Origin of the sequence: Nocardia sp. NBC_01503 (genome assembly GCF_036327755.1) — a bacterium.
In the GTDB taxonomy this organism is placed as follows: domain Bacteria; phylum Actinomycetota; class Actinomycetes; order Mycobacteriales; family Mycobacteriaceae; genus Nocardia.
Genome location: NZ_CP109596.1, coordinates 2,435,400 through 2,452,651, shown reverse-complemented (window position 1 = coordinate 2,452,651; position 17,252 = coordinate 2,435,400). Strand labels below are relative to the sequence as shown.

At 67.5% G+C, this 17,252-nt stretch carries 19 protein-coding genes; 9 read left to right on the top strand and 10 right to left on the bottom strand.

All coding sequences use genetic code 11. The features are described 5' to 3' along the window. The first annotated feature begins 188 nt into the window (after nucleotides 1–188). Nucleotides 189–1,100, top strand: coding sequence for an SDR family NAD(P)-dependent oxidoreductase (locus OHB26_RS11035; protein WP_330184090.1), 912 nt, complete (start codon nucleotides 189–191; stop codon nucleotides 1,098–1,100). Continuing rightward, the gene (locus tag OHB26_RS11030) at nucleotides 1,100–1,765 is read left to right on the top strand and encodes a TetR/AcrR family transcriptional regulator (protein WP_330184089.1); all 666 of its coding nucleotides are present in this window, start codon (nucleotides 1,100–1,102) and stop codon (nucleotides 1,763–1,765) included. The genes OHB26_RS11035 and OHB26_RS11030 overlap by 1 nt, the downstream gene beginning before the upstream one ends. Here OHB26_RS11030 and OHB26_RS11025 read toward each other — a convergent pair. From OHB26_RS11025 to OHB26_RS11010, 4 genes are all read right to left on the bottom strand, one after another. Continuing rightward, nucleotides 1,752–2,483 carry a TMEM165/GDT1 family protein gene (locus tag OHB26_RS11025; protein WP_330184088.1) on the bottom strand — a complete coding sequence of 244 codons (732 nt, stop codon included), beginning with the start codon at nucleotides 2,481–2,483 and terminating at the stop codon, nucleotides 1,752–1,754. The genes OHB26_RS11030 and OHB26_RS11025 overlap by 14 nt on opposite strands. A gap of 293 nt (nucleotides 2,484–2,776) precedes the next feature. Beyond that, nucleotides 2,777–3,313, bottom strand: coding sequence for a peptidase (locus OHB26_RS11020; protein WP_330184087.1), 537 nt, complete (start codon nucleotides 3,311–3,313; stop codon nucleotides 2,777–2,779). A gap of 260 nt (nucleotides 3,314–3,573) precedes the next feature. Continuing rightward, nucleotides 3,574–4,197, bottom strand: coding sequence for a superoxide dismutase (locus tag OHB26_RS11015; RefSeq protein ID WP_330184086.1), 624 nt, complete (start codon nucleotides 4,195–4,197; stop codon nucleotides 3,574–3,576). A gap of 234 nt (nucleotides 4,198–4,431) precedes the next feature. Next, nucleotides 4,432–5,043: a hypothetical protein gene (locus tag OHB26_RS11010; RefSeq protein ID WP_330184085.1), complete on the bottom strand. Its 612-nt coding sequence runs from the start codon at nucleotides 5,041–5,043 to the stop codon at nucleotides 4,432–4,434. 326 nt (nucleotides 5,044–5,369) lie between these two features. Between OHB26_RS11010 and OHB26_RS11005 the strand changes: the two genes are divergently transcribed. The 4 genes from OHB26_RS11005 (at nucleotide 5,370) to OHB26_RS10990 (ending at nucleotide 9,150) form a co-directional block, all read left to right on the top strand. Next, on the top strand, nucleotides 5,370–5,744 hold the full coding sequence (locus OHB26_RS11005) for a rhodanese-like domain-containing protein (RefSeq protein WP_442942907.1): 375 nt from the start codon (nucleotides 5,370–5,372) through the stop codon (nucleotides 5,742–5,744). Then, entirely contained in the window at nucleotides 5,744–6,838 is a 1,095-nt protein-coding gene (locus OHB26_RS11000) for a DUF4328 domain-containing protein (RefSeq protein WP_330184084.1), read from the top strand. The genes OHB26_RS11005 and OHB26_RS11000 overlap by 1 nt, the downstream gene beginning before the upstream one ends. After that, nucleotides 6,835–7,602, top strand: a complete 768-nt coding sequence (locus tag OHB26_RS10995; protein ID WP_330184083.1) for a glycerophosphodiester phosphodiesterase — start codon at nucleotides 6,835–6,837, stop codon at nucleotides 7,600–7,602. Before OHB26_RS11000 ends, OHB26_RS10995 begins: the two co-directional genes overlap by 4 nt. A 633-nt stretch (nucleotides 7,603–8,235) precedes the next feature. Continuing rightward, nucleotides 8,236–9,150, top strand: a complete 915-nt coding sequence (locus tag OHB26_RS10990) for a DUF5926 family protein (protein ID WP_330184082.1) — start codon at nucleotides 8,236–8,238, stop codon at nucleotides 9,148–9,150. Between the two features lie 85 nt (nucleotides 9,151–9,235). Here OHB26_RS10990 and OHB26_RS10985 read toward each other — a convergent pair whose 3' ends face one another. The 4 genes from OHB26_RS10985 to OHB26_RS10970 all read right to left on the bottom strand — a co-directional run bounded on the left by OHB26_RS10985 (nucleotide 9,236) and on the right by OHB26_RS10970 (nucleotide 12,991). After that, the gene (locus OHB26_RS10985) at nucleotides 9,236–9,784 is read right to left on the bottom strand and encodes a ferritin (RefSeq protein WP_330184081.1); all 549 of its coding nucleotides are present in this window, start codon (nucleotides 9,782–9,784) and stop codon (nucleotides 9,236–9,238) included. A gap of 92 nt (nucleotides 9,785–9,876) precedes the next feature. After that, nucleotides 9,877–11,106 carry an LCP family protein gene (locus OHB26_RS10980; RefSeq protein WP_442943004.1) on the bottom strand — a complete coding sequence of 410 codons (1,230 nt, stop codon included), beginning with the start codon at nucleotides 11,104–11,106 and terminating at the stop codon, nucleotides 9,877–9,879. 250 nt (nucleotides 11,107–11,356) lie between these two features. Beyond that, nucleotides 11,357–12,151 carry a CPBP family intramembrane glutamic endopeptidase gene (locus OHB26_RS10975; protein ID WP_330184079.1) on the bottom strand — a complete coding sequence of 265 codons (795 nt, stop codon included), beginning with the start codon at nucleotides 12,149–12,151 and terminating at the stop codon, nucleotides 11,357–11,359. Nucleotides 12,152–12,220: 69 nt separating this feature from the next. Further along, nucleotides 12,221–12,991 (bottom strand): DUF2470 domain-containing protein, encoded by a 771-nt coding sequence (locus OHB26_RS10970; protein ID WP_330184078.1) that lies wholly within the window; start codon nucleotides 12,989–12,991, stop codon nucleotides 12,221–12,223. A gap of 85 nt (nucleotides 12,992–13,076) precedes the next feature. Here OHB26_RS10970 and OHB26_RS10965 point away from each other — a divergent pair, with 85 nt between their 5' ends. The 3 genes from OHB26_RS10965 to OHB26_RS10955 all read left to right on the top strand — a co-directional run bounded on the left by OHB26_RS10965 (nucleotide 13,077) and on the right by OHB26_RS10955 (nucleotide 15,142). Continuing rightward, nucleotides 13,077–13,502, top strand: a complete 426-nt coding sequence (locus OHB26_RS10965; RefSeq protein ID WP_330184077.1) for a hypothetical protein — start codon at nucleotides 13,077–13,079, stop codon at nucleotides 13,500–13,502. A 63-nt stretch (nucleotides 13,503–13,565) separates the two neighbouring features. Next, complete coding sequence (pheA, locus tag OHB26_RS10960) at nucleotides 13,566–14,483, top strand: prephenate dehydratase (RefSeq protein ID WP_330184076.1); 918 nt, start codon at nucleotides 13,566–13,568, stop codon at nucleotides 14,481–14,483. Next, nucleotides 14,480–15,142 (top strand): histidine phosphatase family protein, encoded by a 663-nt coding sequence (locus OHB26_RS10955; protein ID WP_330184075.1) that lies wholly within the window; start codon nucleotides 14,480–14,482, stop codon nucleotides 15,140–15,142. The genes pheA and OHB26_RS10955 overlap by 4 nt, the downstream gene beginning before the upstream one ends. 108 nt (nucleotides 15,143–15,250) lie before the next feature. Here the strand turns inward: OHB26_RS10955 and OHB26_RS10950 are convergent, their stop codons facing one another. Together OHB26_RS10950 and OHB26_RS10945 are read right to left on the bottom strand one after the other, a co-directional pair. Then, nucleotides 15,251–16,078, bottom strand: coding sequence for an ESX secretion-associated protein EspG (locus OHB26_RS10950; protein ID WP_330184074.1), 828 nt, complete (start codon nucleotides 16,076–16,078; stop codon nucleotides 15,251–15,253). After that, complete coding sequence (locus OHB26_RS10945; RefSeq protein WP_330184073.1) at nucleotides 16,075–17,250, bottom strand: PPE domain-containing protein; 1,176 nt, start codon at nucleotides 17,248–17,250, stop codon at nucleotides 16,075–16,077. Before OHB26_RS10945 ends, OHB26_RS10950 begins: the two co-directional genes overlap by 4 nt. Nucleotides 17,251–17,252 lie beyond the last annotated feature (2 nt).

The following is a 17,252-nucleotide window of genomic DNA, read 5'->3' as shown; positions in this document are numbered from 1 at the left end:
GGTTCGCGGCCCTGAAGTCCCGGTTCTTCCCTCCCTCCGGCTCCTCCGCTTCGCTCCCCCGCCTCCACTCAGTCCAGAACCGGGACGGCCGCGAACCATCTGGCCGGTCCGCTCTATGGACCTGCCGTTTAGGTATGGACCCAGTGGTTTGCGAACAGGGGTGTTCGTTGAGTGCTAGGGTCGCTGTCATGAACGCCCACGCGGCCCGACGTTCGCGCCGTGGTCTTTTCCACTCCGCCCGGCAAGTGAGCGGGCAACGCATTCTGGTCACCGGTGCCGCGCGCGGTATCGGGGCGGCTCTCGCCCGGCAGTTGCATGCCCGGGGCGCCCGGGTGGCGCTGCTCGGTATCGAAGAGGGACTGCTGGCCGAGGTGGCCGCCGACTGCGGGGAGGCCCCGTGGCGGTACTGCGATGTGGGTGATCCGGCGCAGGTGCAGCGGGTGGTCAATTCACTCACCATGGAGTTGGGCGGTTTGGACGCGGTGGTGGTGAATGCCGGTATCGCACGCCAGCTTCCGCTGCTGGACGGCGATCCGACGGTGCTGGAGGAGACGCTCACCGTCAATGTGCTGGGTGCGTACTACACGATCCGCGCGGCGGGCCCGCATATCGCGCATCCGGGCGGATACGTGCTGATGGTGTCCTCCCTGGCCGCCGCCATCCATCTACCCCTGGCCGGTGCGTACAGCGCGTCGAAGGCGGCGCTGGAGGCACTCGGCGACACTCTGCGCATCGAGCTACGCCATACCGGCGCGAAGGTCGGCATGGCCTACTTCGCCGAACTCGATACCGAAATGACCAGTCGCGGTTTCGGAACCGATGCCGCGCGCAGCATTCTGGGCCGCAGCACCGTCTCCGGCATCGCACCGTTGGGCCCGGCCATCGATGCCATGGAACGTGCGCTGGCCCGGCGCTCGCGCCGGGTCTTCTCCCCGTACTGGGTGGGTGTGGTGCTGAGCTTCCGAGGGGTGGGGCAGCGGGTTGTCGACTACGCTCTGCGGCACGGTGTCGCACCGGGATTGGCCGTGGCGACGACCGAGCCGGTGGCTTTCACCACCGAGCAGCCTGCCCGCCCGCCCAGAATGAGGAAGCTCGCCTGATGGCCGATTCGGCAGTCACCGCCCGCCAGCTGCCCCGCGGCCGTCACGGTCTGCCGCGTGAGACGGTGGTCGCCGCACAGCGCGATCGCATCCTGCTGGCCATGGCCGAGGCGATGGCCGAAAACGGTTATGTCGGAACGCCGGTCGCCGCGGTCATCAAACGCGCCGGTGTTTCACGCGAAACCTTCTATGAGCAATTCCGTTCCAAGGAAGACTGTTTCGAGGCCGCCTACGAACGCGCGGTGGAGTTGATGCTCACCGGTATCTTCGCGGTCACGGGTGCGGAGTTCGACGGTGAGACCCAGTCCGAACGCATCGAACGCGTCCTGGGCGCGTACCTCGATGCCCTGGCCGCCGAACCCGCCTACGCCAGACTGTTTCTCGTCGAGGTGTACGCGGTCAGCCCGGAGGCCATCATCCGCCGCACCCATCTGCAGGAAACCTTCGTCGCCATGGTCGCCGATATTCTTCGCGCCGATACCGACGATCAACTCTTCGCCTGCCAGACCCTGGTGGCCGCGTTGTCCGCGATGGTCACCAATCGCATTGCCGTGGGCGATATCGACGGTCTGCGCGCGCTCCGCGATCCCCTGGTCGCCCTGGTGCGCCGCAGTGGTGCGCTCTTCGGCGAGACCTCCGATACCGAGGCGCTCAGGGAAGTTTGAGCTCGGGCTGTTCCGCCGCGGCCGATCGCTCCGGCGCCCGCTCGAATGCCCTGCGGCGCAACACGAGTAGCACCGCACCGGCGACGGCGGGCAGTATCGCGCCGATGGCGATCGCGCCGATCGTCCCCGCACCGGGCGCGAGGGTGCCGAGCAGGGTGATCGCGCCGAAGTACAGGAACAGCAGACCCGACGCGGCCGCGATGGTGCGCTCGGGAATGTGTTTGCCCACGGTCACACCGATGAGAATGGCCAGCGCGCCCGCCGCGACCATGCCCGCGACCGAGCCGATCCACACCGCGATCCACCCGTTCTTGGTGGCGAGGGCCATGGTGGCGAACATGGTGCGGTCGCCGAGTTCGGCGAGCAGGAAGGCCGAGAGCACGACCAGGAAGGCCGAACGGGATTTGGTCTGCGGCGGCGCGGCTTCGGTATCGTCCACGATCGCCGGTCCGGGCAGTACCTCGCGCAAGGTCCACAGGCCGACCGCGATCAGGGTGGCGGCGGCGAAGAGTGAGATGAGGTCGGTGGGCAGGGCCGCACCGATGAAGTGGCCGACGCCGACGGCGATGAGGTTCACCAGAACGCTGGCGACGGTGATGGCGGAGAGCACGATCCACCAGCGGTAGCGCAGTGCGAAGGTCAAGGCCATCAGCTGCGATTTATCGCCCAGTTCGGCGAGGAAGAGCGCGCCGAAGCTCAGCAATATCGTGGTGATCATGTTTTTCGGCTCCCAGGTTTCTCCGGCCTGCCGACTGAATTCGCGGGGGCTTCAGCCGACATCCGCACCGTGATCGGTTTGGTTGTCATGGCCGAAGGTCTCGCCCACCGGGTGATTCCGGTTCACGCAGCCGGATCCGGGAGGGATCAGTATGTCGACTACATGATTGGGGGCTACTCCCCTTCGCTCCCGGCGATACTACTCCGGCAAACCCGACATCCGCAAACGCGCATGGCCGAAATCGCAATGCGCACAATAAGTTTGGGCGCGCTGCCGAGAAGTTTCGGGAACCCTTACGCGGCCAGCAGCATAGCCAGAACCGCGGTATCGGGATCGCTGATCGGATCGACCCCGACCCGGGAGACCATCGAGGTCACGGCCCCGTCGACATCGGTTTCGACCCAGGCGGCGCGATGCTCCAACCCCAGATGCGGTAGTCCCGGCAGTAGCAGGGTGCCGGAGGCCGCGCCCGCGCATTCGGGCAGCGAAGGGCGCGTCTCACGCGGCGGATGGAGCATGATCAAGGCCGGTGGCACATGTTCGGCAAACTTCCCCGGCAGCAGTGCGGCATCGCCGAGTACGGTGCCCTCCGCGATGACCAGGCCAACCATTCCGGGTTGCGGATCATCGGGTAGCTCTTCGCGGGCCCCGAATACGGTGGTGGTCGGCAGGATTCCGGGCAGGCTGGCCACTCGCACGGCGAGTACCAGGACTTGCGCCCATTCCTTGGTGGAGTCGGGCCAGCGCCCGGAGATCACGAACCCGCGCAGGGAACCGCGCGCCTGTTCCGCTGATGAGAGAAACGGCAACACACCGATCTGCTCGCTCATCGTGTGCCTCCCGAAGTGATGAATCGGGGCGGCTATGCCCGTTTTAGTAGTACCCGAGTTTGTACCTGGTTATGTCTGGCACACAAGTACCAAAGAGTGCCAGCACTCGGACACCCCGTCCGACACCGGTTTCCGGATATGCAGAAGGCCCGCGAACCAACCGGCTCGCGGGCCTCGAAGTGCGAATGGGCGCGGGGGCTGCGTCCCCGGTGCCCGCTCGGGGGCGTGGGGGTGATCAGCCCCCACGGCATCCCGGCTTGTCAGCCGAAGATCAGGCCCTTGCCCTGCGCGGTGGCGCGGGTGAAGCGGTCCTGCACCTCGGCCCAGTTGACCACGTTCCAGAACGCCTTGACGTAGTCCGCCTTGACGTTCTTGTACTGCAGGTAGAAGGCGTGCTCCCACATGTCCAGGCCCAGCAGCGGGATGATGCCCAGCGGCACATTGCCCTGCTGATCGGTGAGCTGGAAGGTGAGCAGCTTGTTGCCCAGGGTGTCGTAGCCCAGCCACGCCCAGCCCGAGCCCTGCAGGCCGTTGGCGGCCGCGGAAAACTGCGCGACGAACTTGTCGAACGACCCGAACTGGTCGGAAATGGCCGCGGCCAGGTCGCCGACCGGCTTGTCGCCGCCGTCCTTGGACAGGCTCTTCCACCAGATGGAGTGGTTGACGTGGCCGCCCAGGTGGAAGGCCAGGTTCTTCTCGTTCAGGAAGATGGCGGCGTGGTCGCCGGCCTCGCGGGCGGCTTCCAGCTTCTCGATCGCGGCATTGGCGCCCGCGACGTAAGCGGCGTGGTGCTTGGTGTGGTGGATCTCGTTGATCTGCCCGGAGATGAACGGCTCCAGAGCGCTGTAGTCGTAGTCCAGATCTGGCAGCGTGTATTCAGCCACGATGTCCCTTCCTCAGTGTCGGGGCTGTGCGCCCTCGGCAATTGTGCCCAGGGGCACCCAACCATCATTCGTACACCCGCTTCGATGCAACCGGGGTGTGTGCCCCCTCATTCCGATGCGGGGGCGGTGTCCCACCCTGTGGACTGCCCGGCCGCGGGCATCCCACACATGGACAGGGCCGCCCCGCGGTCTGCGGTGCGGCCCTTCGGCTCGATTCGGGGGCTGGCCGGAAAGTTACAGCGGCGGGACGATATTCGGCTTCATGGTGCGCGGATCTGCCGCGTCGTGCGCCTGCCACCAGCGCACACCACCGGCGACGAACTCGTTCAGCGCGATGTTGCAGCCCTGTTTGTCGGCGACGGTGACGCCGTCGAACCACACTCGAATATCGAGTTCGCGCGGGTCGATGCCCTCCTCCTGGGAGATCTCCAACATGTGCGCGGCGGGGCGGTCGGCCAGGACCGTGTCGAAGCTGAGCAGTTTGCGCCACTGCGTCCAGGCTTTGTCGCTGAGGTCGAAGAATTCCCAGCCGTGCAGTGCGCCGCCGCCGAAGCTGCTGACCGCATCGTGCAGGCCCTCGAGTTCGAGGGGGAGTACGACCGGGTCGAGATCGTCCCAGCGCTGCCGGCGCAGGGAGGCGGCGACGCGGCTGACCCCGGTCAGGGTCAGGCAGATGTCACAGTCTTCCGGCGGTGGTCCGCCGACGGGCAGTGTGAGTACGTCGAGTTCCAGCCGTAGCGTTCCGGCCGCCGCGTCGACGTCGATCCCCAGGCATGTCGCCTCGGAGAGTGCGGTGTTGAGTCCGGTGATATCCAGTCCGTCGAGTAGCCCCCTGCTCATGGTCATAGCGCCAGGCTACCGATCTTGCCTGCGTGGGCTGAGGATTTCGGATTTTCTGTAGTGTTGTCGTTTTTTTTCGAACGCGAACGGAACCGATTCGGAACCGCCGCCGTCCAACCAGATATCGGGTCGGTCGCTCCGAGACGTGGAGGGGACATTTCGGAGCGGTCGACCGGATGTTTCAGACCGATCGACCAGACATTCCGGACAGTTCTCAACCTGTGGATCAGGTTGTGGATTCTGTGGATAACTCCGACTCCGATACCAGCCGCGGGACGCTTCGCCGGGACAGAACTCCACGGCCCCCGCACGCCCGTGGCAGGATCGATGCCGTGACCAGTCCCCATATCCCCTCGATCCCGATCGAGGAGGTGCCTGCGGAGTTCGACACCGCCGCGCCCCGGGCGGCCACCGACTGCGCGGCCGCCCTACTGCTCGACGTGCGCGAGGAGGATGAGTGGCGGCTCGGGCACGCGCCCGGAGCCCTGCACATCCCCTTGGTCGACGTGCCCGCGCGCCTCGACGAATTGAACTACGACGCCGAGATCTACGTGATTTGCAGGCAGGGCGGTCGCTCGGTGACCGCAGTGCAATTCCTGGAGTCGGTCGGTATCGAGGCCGTCATGGTCGACGGCGGCATGGTGGCCTGGCAGCGCGCCGGGCGACCGCTCACCGGTGACAATCCGGACGAGGCGAAGGTCTACTGATGAACGGGGGGAACGTGGCAGATCAGCGATCCACGGTCGTACAGCCGTGCGCCCGCTGCGGGGCCCGCTGGGCCGTGCAGGGCAAACCGCTGCACTGGTGCCCGCGCTGCCACGGCGTACTGCTCTCACCCGCCCCGGTGGACGCACCGCCGGCCCGGCGTAACTACCGCTGGGTGGCGCGCCCGCCCGGCCGCAAATCGCATCCCGCGCAGGCGGTTCGGCCGCAGTCGTCGCTCGAGACGCCGCGCTACAACCAGATTCCGCGCTGGGGGTTGCGGGATCGCGTCCCGGATACCGTCGCCACCCCGGTCGGCCGGCTCGAGGCGCTCACCGCGCGCCTGCCCCGGCTGCTGATCGCCACGGCCGTCATCTTCGGCGTCTCGGCCCTGGCCGAGCTCGGCCGCTACGGCATTCTGCTGCGCAACCGCACCCGTTTGATCCAGCCGTGGTTGCTGTGGATCTCCGATGGGGCGGTGACGGTCTCGTCGATTCTGGCCGCGCTGCTGGCGCTGCTCACCGCGGTCGCCCTGGTCGGCTGGCTGGTACAGGCCCGCCGTACCGCGTATGCCGGTGTGCGCCGGGTGGATCCGCGACCGCGCGTCGAACTCTTCCTCGGCTGCCTGATTCCGGGTGCGAATCTGGTGTGGCCGGGTGTCTTCCTCACCGAGGCCGTCAAGACCGGCGAACTCGATTCGCGGCTGCTGCGCGCGGTCCGGATCTGGTGGGCGGCTTGGATTCTCAATGGTGTGCTGGTGGTGGCGGTGCTGCTGTACCGGTTCGCCGGAACGCTGCAGGTGCGCGCGGATGGTGTCCTGGTGACCATGTGGACCGATCTGGTGGCGGCCGGGGTCGCGGTGCTGACGCTGTGGCTGGTACGTGCCTTCGCCGGAGTCGATCTGCGCGGTAAACCGCTCACCCCGCGGCGCTGGCTGCCCGCGACCGCGCCCGCCGTACCGGTGATCGCGCCGGTGCGGCCCGCCGCCGAGCGGAAATCGGATTCCGCCGGGCGCGCGCCCGCGGAGCCCGTCGGCAATGATGAAGCGACCGCATCGAATCCGGCGGAAGCAGAGCACGAGGAGGTATTGGCGAAGTGAGCCGGGCCAGTCGCGCACCATTCGTGGTGGCGCACCGGGGGGCGTCGGCGGCGCGACCCGAACACACCCTCGCCGCATACGATCTCGCGCTGCAGGAGGGCGCGGACGGTGTCGAATGCGATATCCGGCTGACCAAGGACGGACACCTGGTCTGCGTGCACGACCGCACCGTGGAGCGCACCTCCAATGGCATCGGCGCGGTATCGGAGCTGACCCTCGAGGAGTTGCGCGCCTTGAACTTCGGCACCGAGGCGGAGCCGTCGCCGGTGCTGACCCTGGCCGAGCTCATCGAGTTGGTGCTGGATTGGAAGAGCCGCCCCACCAAACTCTTCATCGAGACCAAACATCCGGTGCGCTTCGGCGCCCTCGTCGAGACCACCCTGCTGAACGAATTGCAGCGCTACGGAATTGCCGCCCCGGCCTCGGCCGACCACTCCCGCGCCGTGGTGATCTCCTTCGCCGCCACCGCGGTCTGGCGCATCCGCCGCGCCGCGCCGCTGCTCCCGACCGTCCTGCTCGGCGAGTCCTCCCTCTACCTCTCCGGCGGCGCGGCCACCACCGTGGGCGCCACCGCCATCGGCCCCTCGGTCCGCACCCTGCGCGAACACCCGGACCTGGTCGACAAGGCCGCCGCCGCGGGCCGCGCCACCTACGTCTGGACCGTCGACGATCCCGAGGATGTCCGCCTCTGCTCGGACCTGGGCGTCAGCTGGATCGCGACCAACCTCCCGGGCCGTACCAAGGGCCTGCTCCCGGTCACGTAAACCCTTCTGCGCCAGCACCTCCAACTACATGGCTCAAAGTTCGTGGCCCGGCCCGTTTCTGGACTGTGGCGGGTCGAGTCGCGGCGAATCACCCCGGCCGTACCAAGGCCCTGCTCCCGGTGGCGTAACTCTGCGGTGCTGGCACGGCGGACCGCAAGAGTTCAAAGTTCGTGGCCCGGCCCGTTTCTGGACTGTGGCGGGTCGAGTCGCGGCGAATCACCCCGGCCGTACCAAGGCCCTGCTCCCGGTGGCGTAACTCTGCGGTGCTGGCACGCCGGACCGCAAGAGTTCAAAGTTCGTGGCCCGGCCCGTTTCTGGACTGTGGCGGGTCGAGTCGCGGCGAATCACCCCGGCCGTACCAAGGCCCTGCTCCCGGTGGCGTAACTCTGCGGTGCTGGCACGCCGGACCGCAAGAGTTCAAAGTTCGTGGCCCGGCCCGTTTCTGGACTGAGTGGAGCGGAGGAGCGCAGCGGGGGAGCGGAGGGAGGGAAGAAACGGGCTCACAGGGCCACGAACCCGCCGGAGCGAAGCGGAGGCAAAAGGCACTGCACCCGCCGGAGCGAAGCGGAGGCAAAAGGCACTCCACCCGCCGGAGCGAAGCGGAGGCAAATGGATACAGTAACTTTGCCAACCATGGGTAAGAGCAAGCGCAACAGTCCGAAGCCGGACAGCAACCGCGCCGAGAAGCTGGCCGCGCGCCGCGCCGAGCAGGAGCAGGCCGCGCAGACGATTACGCGCCCGTTCGAGGGTTTGGCCGCCGAGTGTGATCTGGTCGCGCTCCGCGAGTTCGTGCCGTCCGCCACCGCGACGCTGAAGCTGGCGCCGAGTGTGGCCGCCGAGCGCGCGGTGACCCTGGCGACGGTGCTGCCGGGTGCGGTGGCCGCGCTGGTGCGGGCCGGTGATGAGCCGGTCGGTTTCGTCGGCACCCAGGTGCAGTTCCAGTCGGGTAATCCGGCCGCCGATCTCGCCACCGCCATTCTGTGGACCCAGTCCGCCGAACCGGGCGATTCGCTGGCCGCGGCCAGTGTCGAAGGCGCGCCGAGCCTTTCGGATGTGCTGGACAATGCCGGCCTGGATGTGACCGTGCATCAGGATTTCAATTGGTGGGTGCCCGCGGGCGTCACCCCGGACCCGCAGGTGGCCGCCACCATCGAGCAGGCGAATCAGGCGATCATGCCCTCGGCCCGCCTGAACCTGGGCGCGGATGCCATCGGCGCGGCCTGGTGGGTGGACGCCGGGGAGAAGGCGCATCTGCGCTGGGTGCGCCCGGAGGATGAGGACGCGCTCATGCTGGCGCTCGCGCGGTTGCACGCGGCGGGTGAGCTGCACTTGGGTGAGGGTTCGCGTTTCGCGGGTTCGTTCCGTACGCACGGTCTGCTGGTGCCGGTGTTCGATCTGGATCCGGAGCGGCACGCCACCGAATGGGAGCCCGCCGCAAAGGAATTCGGCGCCCGTCTGGCGGCCGCGCTGAAGAACGAGGAACCGCTGAGCACCGAGGAGCGGCGTTCGCGCGACGGTCTGCGCTCGCGTCAGGTCACGCTGCGCTGATGCGGTGAGGTAGCTCGAACAGCGAAAGGCCCGGCCCCCCAGGGGAGGACCGGGCCTTTCGCAGCTGAAACCCGAGAGCGCCGAATTACAGCGCGCCGCCCGCGGTGTGCGGGGAGCCGGAAGCATCCTTCGGAGAACTCATTTCGCGCGAAACGAAATTCTCCAGGTCGAACATATTCGCGCTGGCCCGCTCGGCGACGGTGAGCAGGGTCTTCATGGTCGCGACCTCCTCGACCTGCTCCTTCAGGAACCACTGCATGAACTGCTCGCCCTGGTAGTCGCCCTCTTCGCGGGCGGTCTTGGCGAGGGCGACGATCTGTTCGGTGACCGTCTGCTCCTGCGCCAGGGCCAGGGCGATGGGCTCCTTGGCATTCTCGAATTGCGATTTGGCGGCGGAGCTGTCGGCCACCTCGACGATGAAATCCTGATCGAGCAGATACTGCGCGATCATGAGCGCGTGATTGCGCTCCTCGACGGCCTGCTTGTAGAAGTACTTCGCCAGGACCGGCAGATCGGCGTGATCGAACCACAATGCGATGGCGACGTACTGACGCTCTGCATTGAATTCATTACGGATCTGATCCTGCAGCAGGGCGTGGAACTTGCTGCTCTTGGTTTGGGTTCGGCTGGACATGGGACAAGACATTAGCCCTGGTCAGAACGCGTGTCATCCAAGTACAGCCTTATTGAGTACAGCCTTATTGAGGCAAGTATTGCCTAATTTCTTTAATTTCCGACGGTGGTGATCAGGTCTGTTGGGATGGGTTTGTCCGCGGCCAGTGCGTCGAAGAACTGACTGGCGCGTGTCTTGTCCCACAGCAGCACATTGCCACTGCCGTCCACATCCTCGAACCCACCGACCGGCACGGTTGTCGCTATCGGATTGCCCGCCAGCGCCTTGCCGAGTGAGGCCAGATTCCACACATGCGTGCCTTCGTCCACCTTGAGTGCTTTCGTCAAGCCCTGCAGCAGTGGCCAGGCCCGGAAGGGATTGATCAGCGTGCTCACGCTGGTCGCCTTCTTCAGCAGCGCGCTCAGGAATTTGCGCTGGTTGAGCATGCGATCCAGATCGGCGAGTCCGGTCGCGCGGGAGCGAACGAAACCGAGCGCCTCCGCACCGTTGAGTTTCTGACAACCGGCCTGCAGATTGATTCCGGCGAGTGGATCGTCGATCGGTTTGTCCAGGCACATATCGATGCCGCCGACCGAATCGACGATATCGGCGAAGCCGCCGAATCCGATCTGCGCGTAATGGTCGATCCGCAGTCCGGTCGCGAGCTCCACCGTCTGCGCCAGCAGCGGTGCGCCACCGAAGGCGAATGAAGCGTTGAGCTTGTCTTTTCCGTGTCCGGGAATGCTCACGTAGGAGTCGCGGGGAAGGCTGACCAGGGTCGGCTGCCCGGATTTGGGCTGGTGCACCAGGATGATGGTGTCGGTCCGCTCGGATCCGACCTCACCACCGGTGGCGAGCTCCTGCTCCTGCTCCGAGGTGAGCCCGGTCCGGCTGTCGGAGCCGACCAGAAGCCAATTCGTCCCGGGCGTGTCGCCGATCCGGCCGGAGTAGCCGGGCAGCGCGTCGATCCGGGTCAGATTCCGGTCCACGTAGACCGCGGCGGCGATCGGCAACAGCAGCAGGATCAGCAGCAGCGACAGCATCCAGCGGAACCAGTGCCGTTTGCGTTTGCGCTTGGGCCCCTTGGGTGGTCGATCCTCGCCGCGGCCGCGTTTGGTGGGCAGGGCGGGCGGCGGTGGCGGGGGACTCTCGCGGAACGGCTCCGGAGTCTGTGTCGGCGCGTGTGTCGCCGGTGCGCCGTCGCGGTAGCGATCCCGCTGCGGTGCGCCCGGTCCGCGCGGGTCGCGCTGCGGGGGAAGCTGATTGCGTTGCGGGGGTACCTGATTGCGCTGCGGTGGCTGATTGCGCGGTGGCGGCGGCGGACCCTGGTGTGGATTCCGCATGGTGGGCGGCGCTTCCGACCAGGCCAGGGCGGGTGCGGGCGGATCGCGACGCAGTTTGTGGGTGGGCCCGTGCGGGTCCTCCGGATCCGGTTGCCGGGGGCTCGGATTCGGGCGCGGTCGGGGAGCCGGGGGCTGACCCGCACGGTTCGGCGGTGGCTCCCGGCGCATCGGTGCAAACTGCTGGGGGTCGTCGCCGTTCATCATCGGAACTCTACTGATCGGACCCGCTCCGGGGTTCATTCCAATCGCATTACGGCAGCCAGGACACGTGTCCGCGCAGTATGGAGTAGCCGAGGTAGGCGATGGTGTCGATGAGCGCGTGCGCCAGCAAAAGTGGCCACAACCGGTTGGTCCGCTGCCAGTAGCGCCCGAAGACCAGGCCCATCACCAGGTTTCCGAGCCCGCCACCGAGCCCCTGATAAAGGTGATAACTGCCACGCAGCAGCGCCGACGCCAGCAGTGCACGATTCTCGGTCCAGCCCAGTTGGCGTAGCCGGGTGATCAGCCAGGCGACCACGAGTACCTCCTCGGCCGCCGAATTCGCCCATGCGGACAGCACCAGCATGGGCAGCCGCCACCAGTGATCCAGTGAGCCGGGCACAATGGTGACGCTCACCCCCAAAGCGTGTGCGACCAGGTACAACCCGAGTCCGGGAATACCGATCAGCGCGGCCAGCGCGAGCCCGGGCAGCACATCCGAGCGCCATCGCGGCCGGGCCAATCCGATCATCCGTGGCCCGATCCCGCTGCGCCACAACAGATAGATCCCCAGCGCCGCCCATCCCAGCAGTCGCGCGACGCTCAACAGCTGGAACAGCAGATCGATGGCCGACTGCGCCGCCCGCGACGGATTCAGCGCGACGGTCTGCCCACCCACCCCGCCGGGTGAGAGCGCACTCTCCAGCAGCGACAGTGCCGCATTGGCCCCACTCAGCCCGAACGTGACAACCAGCACGACCGCGATCTCGAGCCGAATACCCCGTCGCTCCCGCTCTTTCGCAGCGGGCACGGGCCAAATAGCTGAAGTCTCGGCTGCCGAATCCATGTCGCCAATGTATGCGCGGCCCCGCCCCACCTCGGTAATGAGTTGCCGAGGGAGTCCTTGATCAGACGTTCAGATTCGGTGCAATCCATGTTCGAAGGGATTGGCCGCCAACGCTTGTACGGCCCGGGACAGCGATTCGACATCGTGCGCCGGGCTCGCGAACGGAATGCGGATGTCGTGATCGGCTTCGACCGCCTCGACACGCAGGGTGACCCCGTAGCGGTCGATGGCGAGCGGGTGCACCAGCGCGCCCCGCCGGAGGGCGGGTGGTAGATGCCGGGCGAGTCGGTCGATGACATCGGCGTGGTCGGCGTGCAGATGCTGCAGCCACGCGCCCTCCATGGCGCAGAACGGATCCGGTTGCGCCTGTCGAAGTTGTTCGCGGGAGACCGAATCCGCCCCGGAGGTGTCGGCGACCACGGCGGAGTCCACGACCAGGCGTAGCAGGGTGGCGGTGTGGCCGACGTCGAGCAGGTTCGGATGCGGGTGGTCCTCGGCCATGGCGGCGGCGAGCGCGCGCTGGGTATTGCCGGGTACGGCGTGCGCCCAGCCGCGCAGCCAGACCAGGGCGCGCACGGGTTCGCGCAGCGGCAGCGGGGCCTGATCGGTGAGTTCGAGTACGGCGGGTGTCCCGGTGTTGCCGCAGGTCATAACCAGTACGGCCGCAACCGAATTGGCGGGTACGGCGAGGACGATGTCGCCGCACCGGCGCAGCAGATGCACCGAGGTGGGCACCGGGTCCAGGCCGGGCACGGCCAGCATCGCGCTCTCGGCGTGGGCGCAGGCGCTGTGCACGCGCTCGGCGGTGTGCGGCGCGACGACCGGGGCCGTGTGGGTCATTGCCTACCTCCAGGGTGAATTAGGTAAACCTAAGCTAAGTCAGAGTGTGATCTCGCGCAACCCATCCACTCGCTACGGTTGACCGGTGCCGCATGATTCCCACCCCGCCCCCGAACCGGTCATCCTGCAACTGAGCGTCCCGAGCAAGCCGGGCGTACAGGGCATCACCGATGGCCTGGTCCACCGCGTCCGCGCGGACCCAGGTACGGCCGAGATCCTGGACCTGACCCTCGATGACACGGCCGTCGCCGAATTCTTGGTCCGAATCGCACACGGCGACACCGGATTCGTAGCGCGGACCGACTCCGGCGAACGCGCGGTCGCCGTGATCGCCGCGACTGTCGCGGCCCTCATGGGCGAGGACATCCACACCGCACTCGCCACACCGGACATCCCCTTTCTGACGGGCCTGAAACCGCCCGCCGTCGAGGCCCTCCGCACCGTCCTGCTCGCCATCGAGACCGACGACCCGGACGCTGTCACCGCCGCACTCCGGGCGCTCGCGCCTTAGGGCCCGGTAAGGGAGTCATCCAAAATAGGGGGCTGCTCGGCGTGCGCAAGTAAGGTCGTAGCCGTGCCGCGCATTGCCTATTTCGGGCCGTCGGGAACCTTCACGGAGATGGCCCTCGCGAAACTCGAGTCCACCGGAGCCTTCGGTGGGCCGGTCGAGCGTGTCCCCGCCCCGAGCCAGGGCGCGACCATCGAACTGCTGCGGGCCGGGCAGGTCGAGGGCGCGGTGGTGCCGATCGAGAGCTCGGTGGACGGTTCGATCGCGCCGACCCTGGACGCGCTGGCGCTGGGGCCCCGGTTGCAGATCATCGCCGAGACCGAATTGGATGTGGCCTTCACGATCCTGGGCCGCCCGGGTATCGAGCTATCCGAGGTGCGCCATATCGCCGCGTATCCGATCGCGGCGGCGCAGGTGCGGATCTGGCTGTCGCGCACGCTGCCCGAGGCGCAGATGTACACCTCGGCCTCCAATGCCGCCGCCGCCGAGGACGTGGTGGCCGGACATGCCGATGCCGCGGTCTCGACCGCACTGGCGGGTGAGCGCCTCGGCCTGAGTGTGCTCGCCGCCGATGTCGCCGATGTCGATTCGGCGGTAACCAGATTCGTACTGGTCGCGCCCCCGCAGCCCGCGCCGCCGCGCACGGGCACGGATCGCACCTCGATCGTGCTGGAGTTGGCCAACGAGCCCGGTTCGCTCATGCGCGCGTTCGCCGAATTCGCCACCCGCGGTATCGATCTCACTCGAATCGAATCCCGGCCCACCCGCACCGGTATGGGCACCTACCGCTTCTACCTGGACTGCGTCGGGCATATCGACGACGCCGCGGTCGCCGAGGCGCTCAAGGCGCTGCACCGCACCGCCGCCCGGATCCGCTTCCTCGGCTCCTGGCCCGCGACTTCCGCGACCGGAACCCCGCCGCCCGCCGACGAACCCGCGGCGGCCTGGCTGGCCGATTTGAAGAAAGGGGTGGCCGACCTGTGACCGGCAAGCTGATCCTGGTGCGACACGGTGAGACCGAAGGCAATGTCGCCAAGATCCTGGACACCCGGCTCCCGGGCCTGCCGCTCACCGAACGCGGTGTGGCGCAGGCGAAGACCTTCGGTGCGAACCTGAGTGTGCCGCCGCGCCAGCTCTTCTCCTCGGAGGCATTGCGTGCCCGGCAGACCGGCGGATACATCGCCGATGCCACCGGCGTGAAGCTCGAACCACTGGAGGGTTTGCAGGAGGTGCAGCTCGGTGACCTGGAGGGTCTGAACACCCAGGACGCGCACGAGACCTTCCAGGATGTCTACCACGCCTGGCACTTCGGTGACCTGAGTGTTCGAGTGCCCGGCGGCGAGACCGGTATGGAAGTCCTGGACCGCTACGTCCCGACCTTGGAGCGTTTGCGCGATACATACCTGACCGATGCCGAATCCGGTGATGTGATCCTGGTCAGCCACGGTGCCGCCATGCGCCTGGTCGCCCGGGAATTGGCCGGTATCCCAAGGCTTTTCGCCGCCAATAACCATCTCGACAACACCGAGACGATCGAACTCCTACCCGGAGCCAACGGCGAATGGGAGTGCACCCGCTGGGGGCGCTACCTCCCACCTTTTGCCGAGGCGGCCTGGCCCACCGGCGACGACCCGATGGGCTGACTCGCCCGTCATCCCGGCGCGTTTCTGGCCGGGATCCACACCCCGAAGGCCATACCTGCCGCAGTGGATCCCGGCCGAAAGCCCGCCGGGATGACAGGGGTATGCCGATCAGACCTGCCGGTGCGTTGGAAACTCTTGCCGCAGTGGGAGAGTGCCGATCAAATCCTGGAGCGCGGTGCGCAGCCGCGCGGGCGTACCCGTGGCGAGTGAGGTCCATTTGGTGCCGTCGTCGGCGGTGCTCGCGGTGGCGAGGAACCGGCCGTGCCGAGTGTTGAACACCGCGATGTGATTATCCGCGGTATCGCGGGTGCCGTCGCCGTAGATCACTCCCGCGATCTCGGCGTGCGAGTCGACCTGAACCAGTGCCGAGGCAAGGGTTTTCGCGTCGCGCGACGGTTTGCCTACCTTCGCGAGCCGGTTCGCGGTGGTCGTCACATCGCCCGCATCGTCGAAGATTGGGGCCAATTCCGCTGTGGGAGCGTTCATTCCGTCGAGATCCAGCGGTTCGGCCGGACCGAGTGCGGCCATAACGGTTCCGGCCAGGTCATGCCCCGCCGCATCGATCACATAGGAGTGCGGCCCGCGCAGCGCGACCACCTCGAAATCGTCGCCCTTGGCCAGGCAGAATCGATTGACCTGTCCGTTCACATACCAGCGCAGTGCGAGCACCCAGTGCGGTCGATAGAGCACCCGCAATCGTTCGGCCAGCTCCGGATGCACCTCGTCGCCGTCGAGTAGTTCGCGTTCGGCGAGGGTCGTCGCGGCGGCGTTCATGGCCGCGTCATGATCGGTGGCATTGTCGTAGCGCCCCATGGCATCGAGCACAACGGGCAGCTCGTCGAACTCCAAAGCCTCTTGTAGATACTGCATTTCGTCGAGGGACAGCGTGACCGATCGCAGTACCGACGGTCCGCGTCCCGCGCCGAGGACGGTCACCGATGCTCCGCCGGATCGCCGCCGATGACAGCGGGCGCGATGGCCCGGCCGTCGGCGAAGTGCTCCACCGAGCGCCCGTAGTCGTGACCGCCGCGTGTCTCGTCCTCATCGTCGCGCACCTGATTGCCCAGCAGCGGACTGGAATTGCCGGGTCGCACGGGTGCGGCGGCCTGCGCGGCGGGCGCGACGCTCACCGGTTCGGTGACCGGAACCGCCGCCGGGGCGCCGCCGGGCATCGCGCTGCCCGCGCCCCAGCCGTCGGGGAGTTTCAGTGTGCCGCCGCCATTTCCGATGCTCACGCTCGATCCGCCGCCGAACGACACCGCACTGGTGCTCAATCCCGCTCCGCCCGCACCGGCGGCGGCGACACTCGCCTCGCCGATACCGGGCATCACGGTGCCGAGGTGTCCGGGCGTGAGCCCATTGGCCACGGCCGAAATCGCGGTGCTCGCGACATTGCCCACCGTGCTCACCCCGGAGGTGGCCACGGTCCCGGCCACCTGCGCGGCTTGACCCATGGCGCTCAGCACCGCCGGGTTATTGGCGAGTCCGGCCGCCGCGGCGAGCGCGGTCTGCACCGGATCACCGGCTCCGTCGCCGAAACCGCTTGCGCCATTGGCTGATCCGGCCCCCATGGCAATGGCGGGCGGCAGGAAGAATTCGCCGGGTGTGGTGACCAGCGCGGTGGTGGCGGCCTCATAGGTCTCCATGACCAGCGCGGCCCGGATATCGAGTGCGAGTTTGGCGGCCTCGGCGGCCTCGGCGGTGCCATTGAGCGCACCGCCGGTGGAGTGCGCGGCCACCCGCGCGGCCTCGACCGCGGCGATCTCGGGCAGGCTCGGCATGACGATGGAGGCCACGGTGTAGGCGGTCACGTTGGCGGCGGCTTTGGCGGCCATGGCGGCGGCCAGCACGCTCTGCTGTTCGGACCAGAGGGTGAATCCGGTGAGGCGGCCCAGCACGTTCAGGCCGTTGATGCCCTGTAGACCGACCCCGACCTCGGCCATGACGCGCGCGACCGTGGTGGTGGCATCCACCCAGGCGGCGGTGAGGCCGCCCCAGGCGGTGCCGGCCGCGGCGATCGGAATGGCGTGCGCACCCGCGTTCAGGGTGACGGAGTTGAGTTCGGCCATGCGGGGGAGCCAGAAGACTCCGGTGATGCCCAATGTCATTC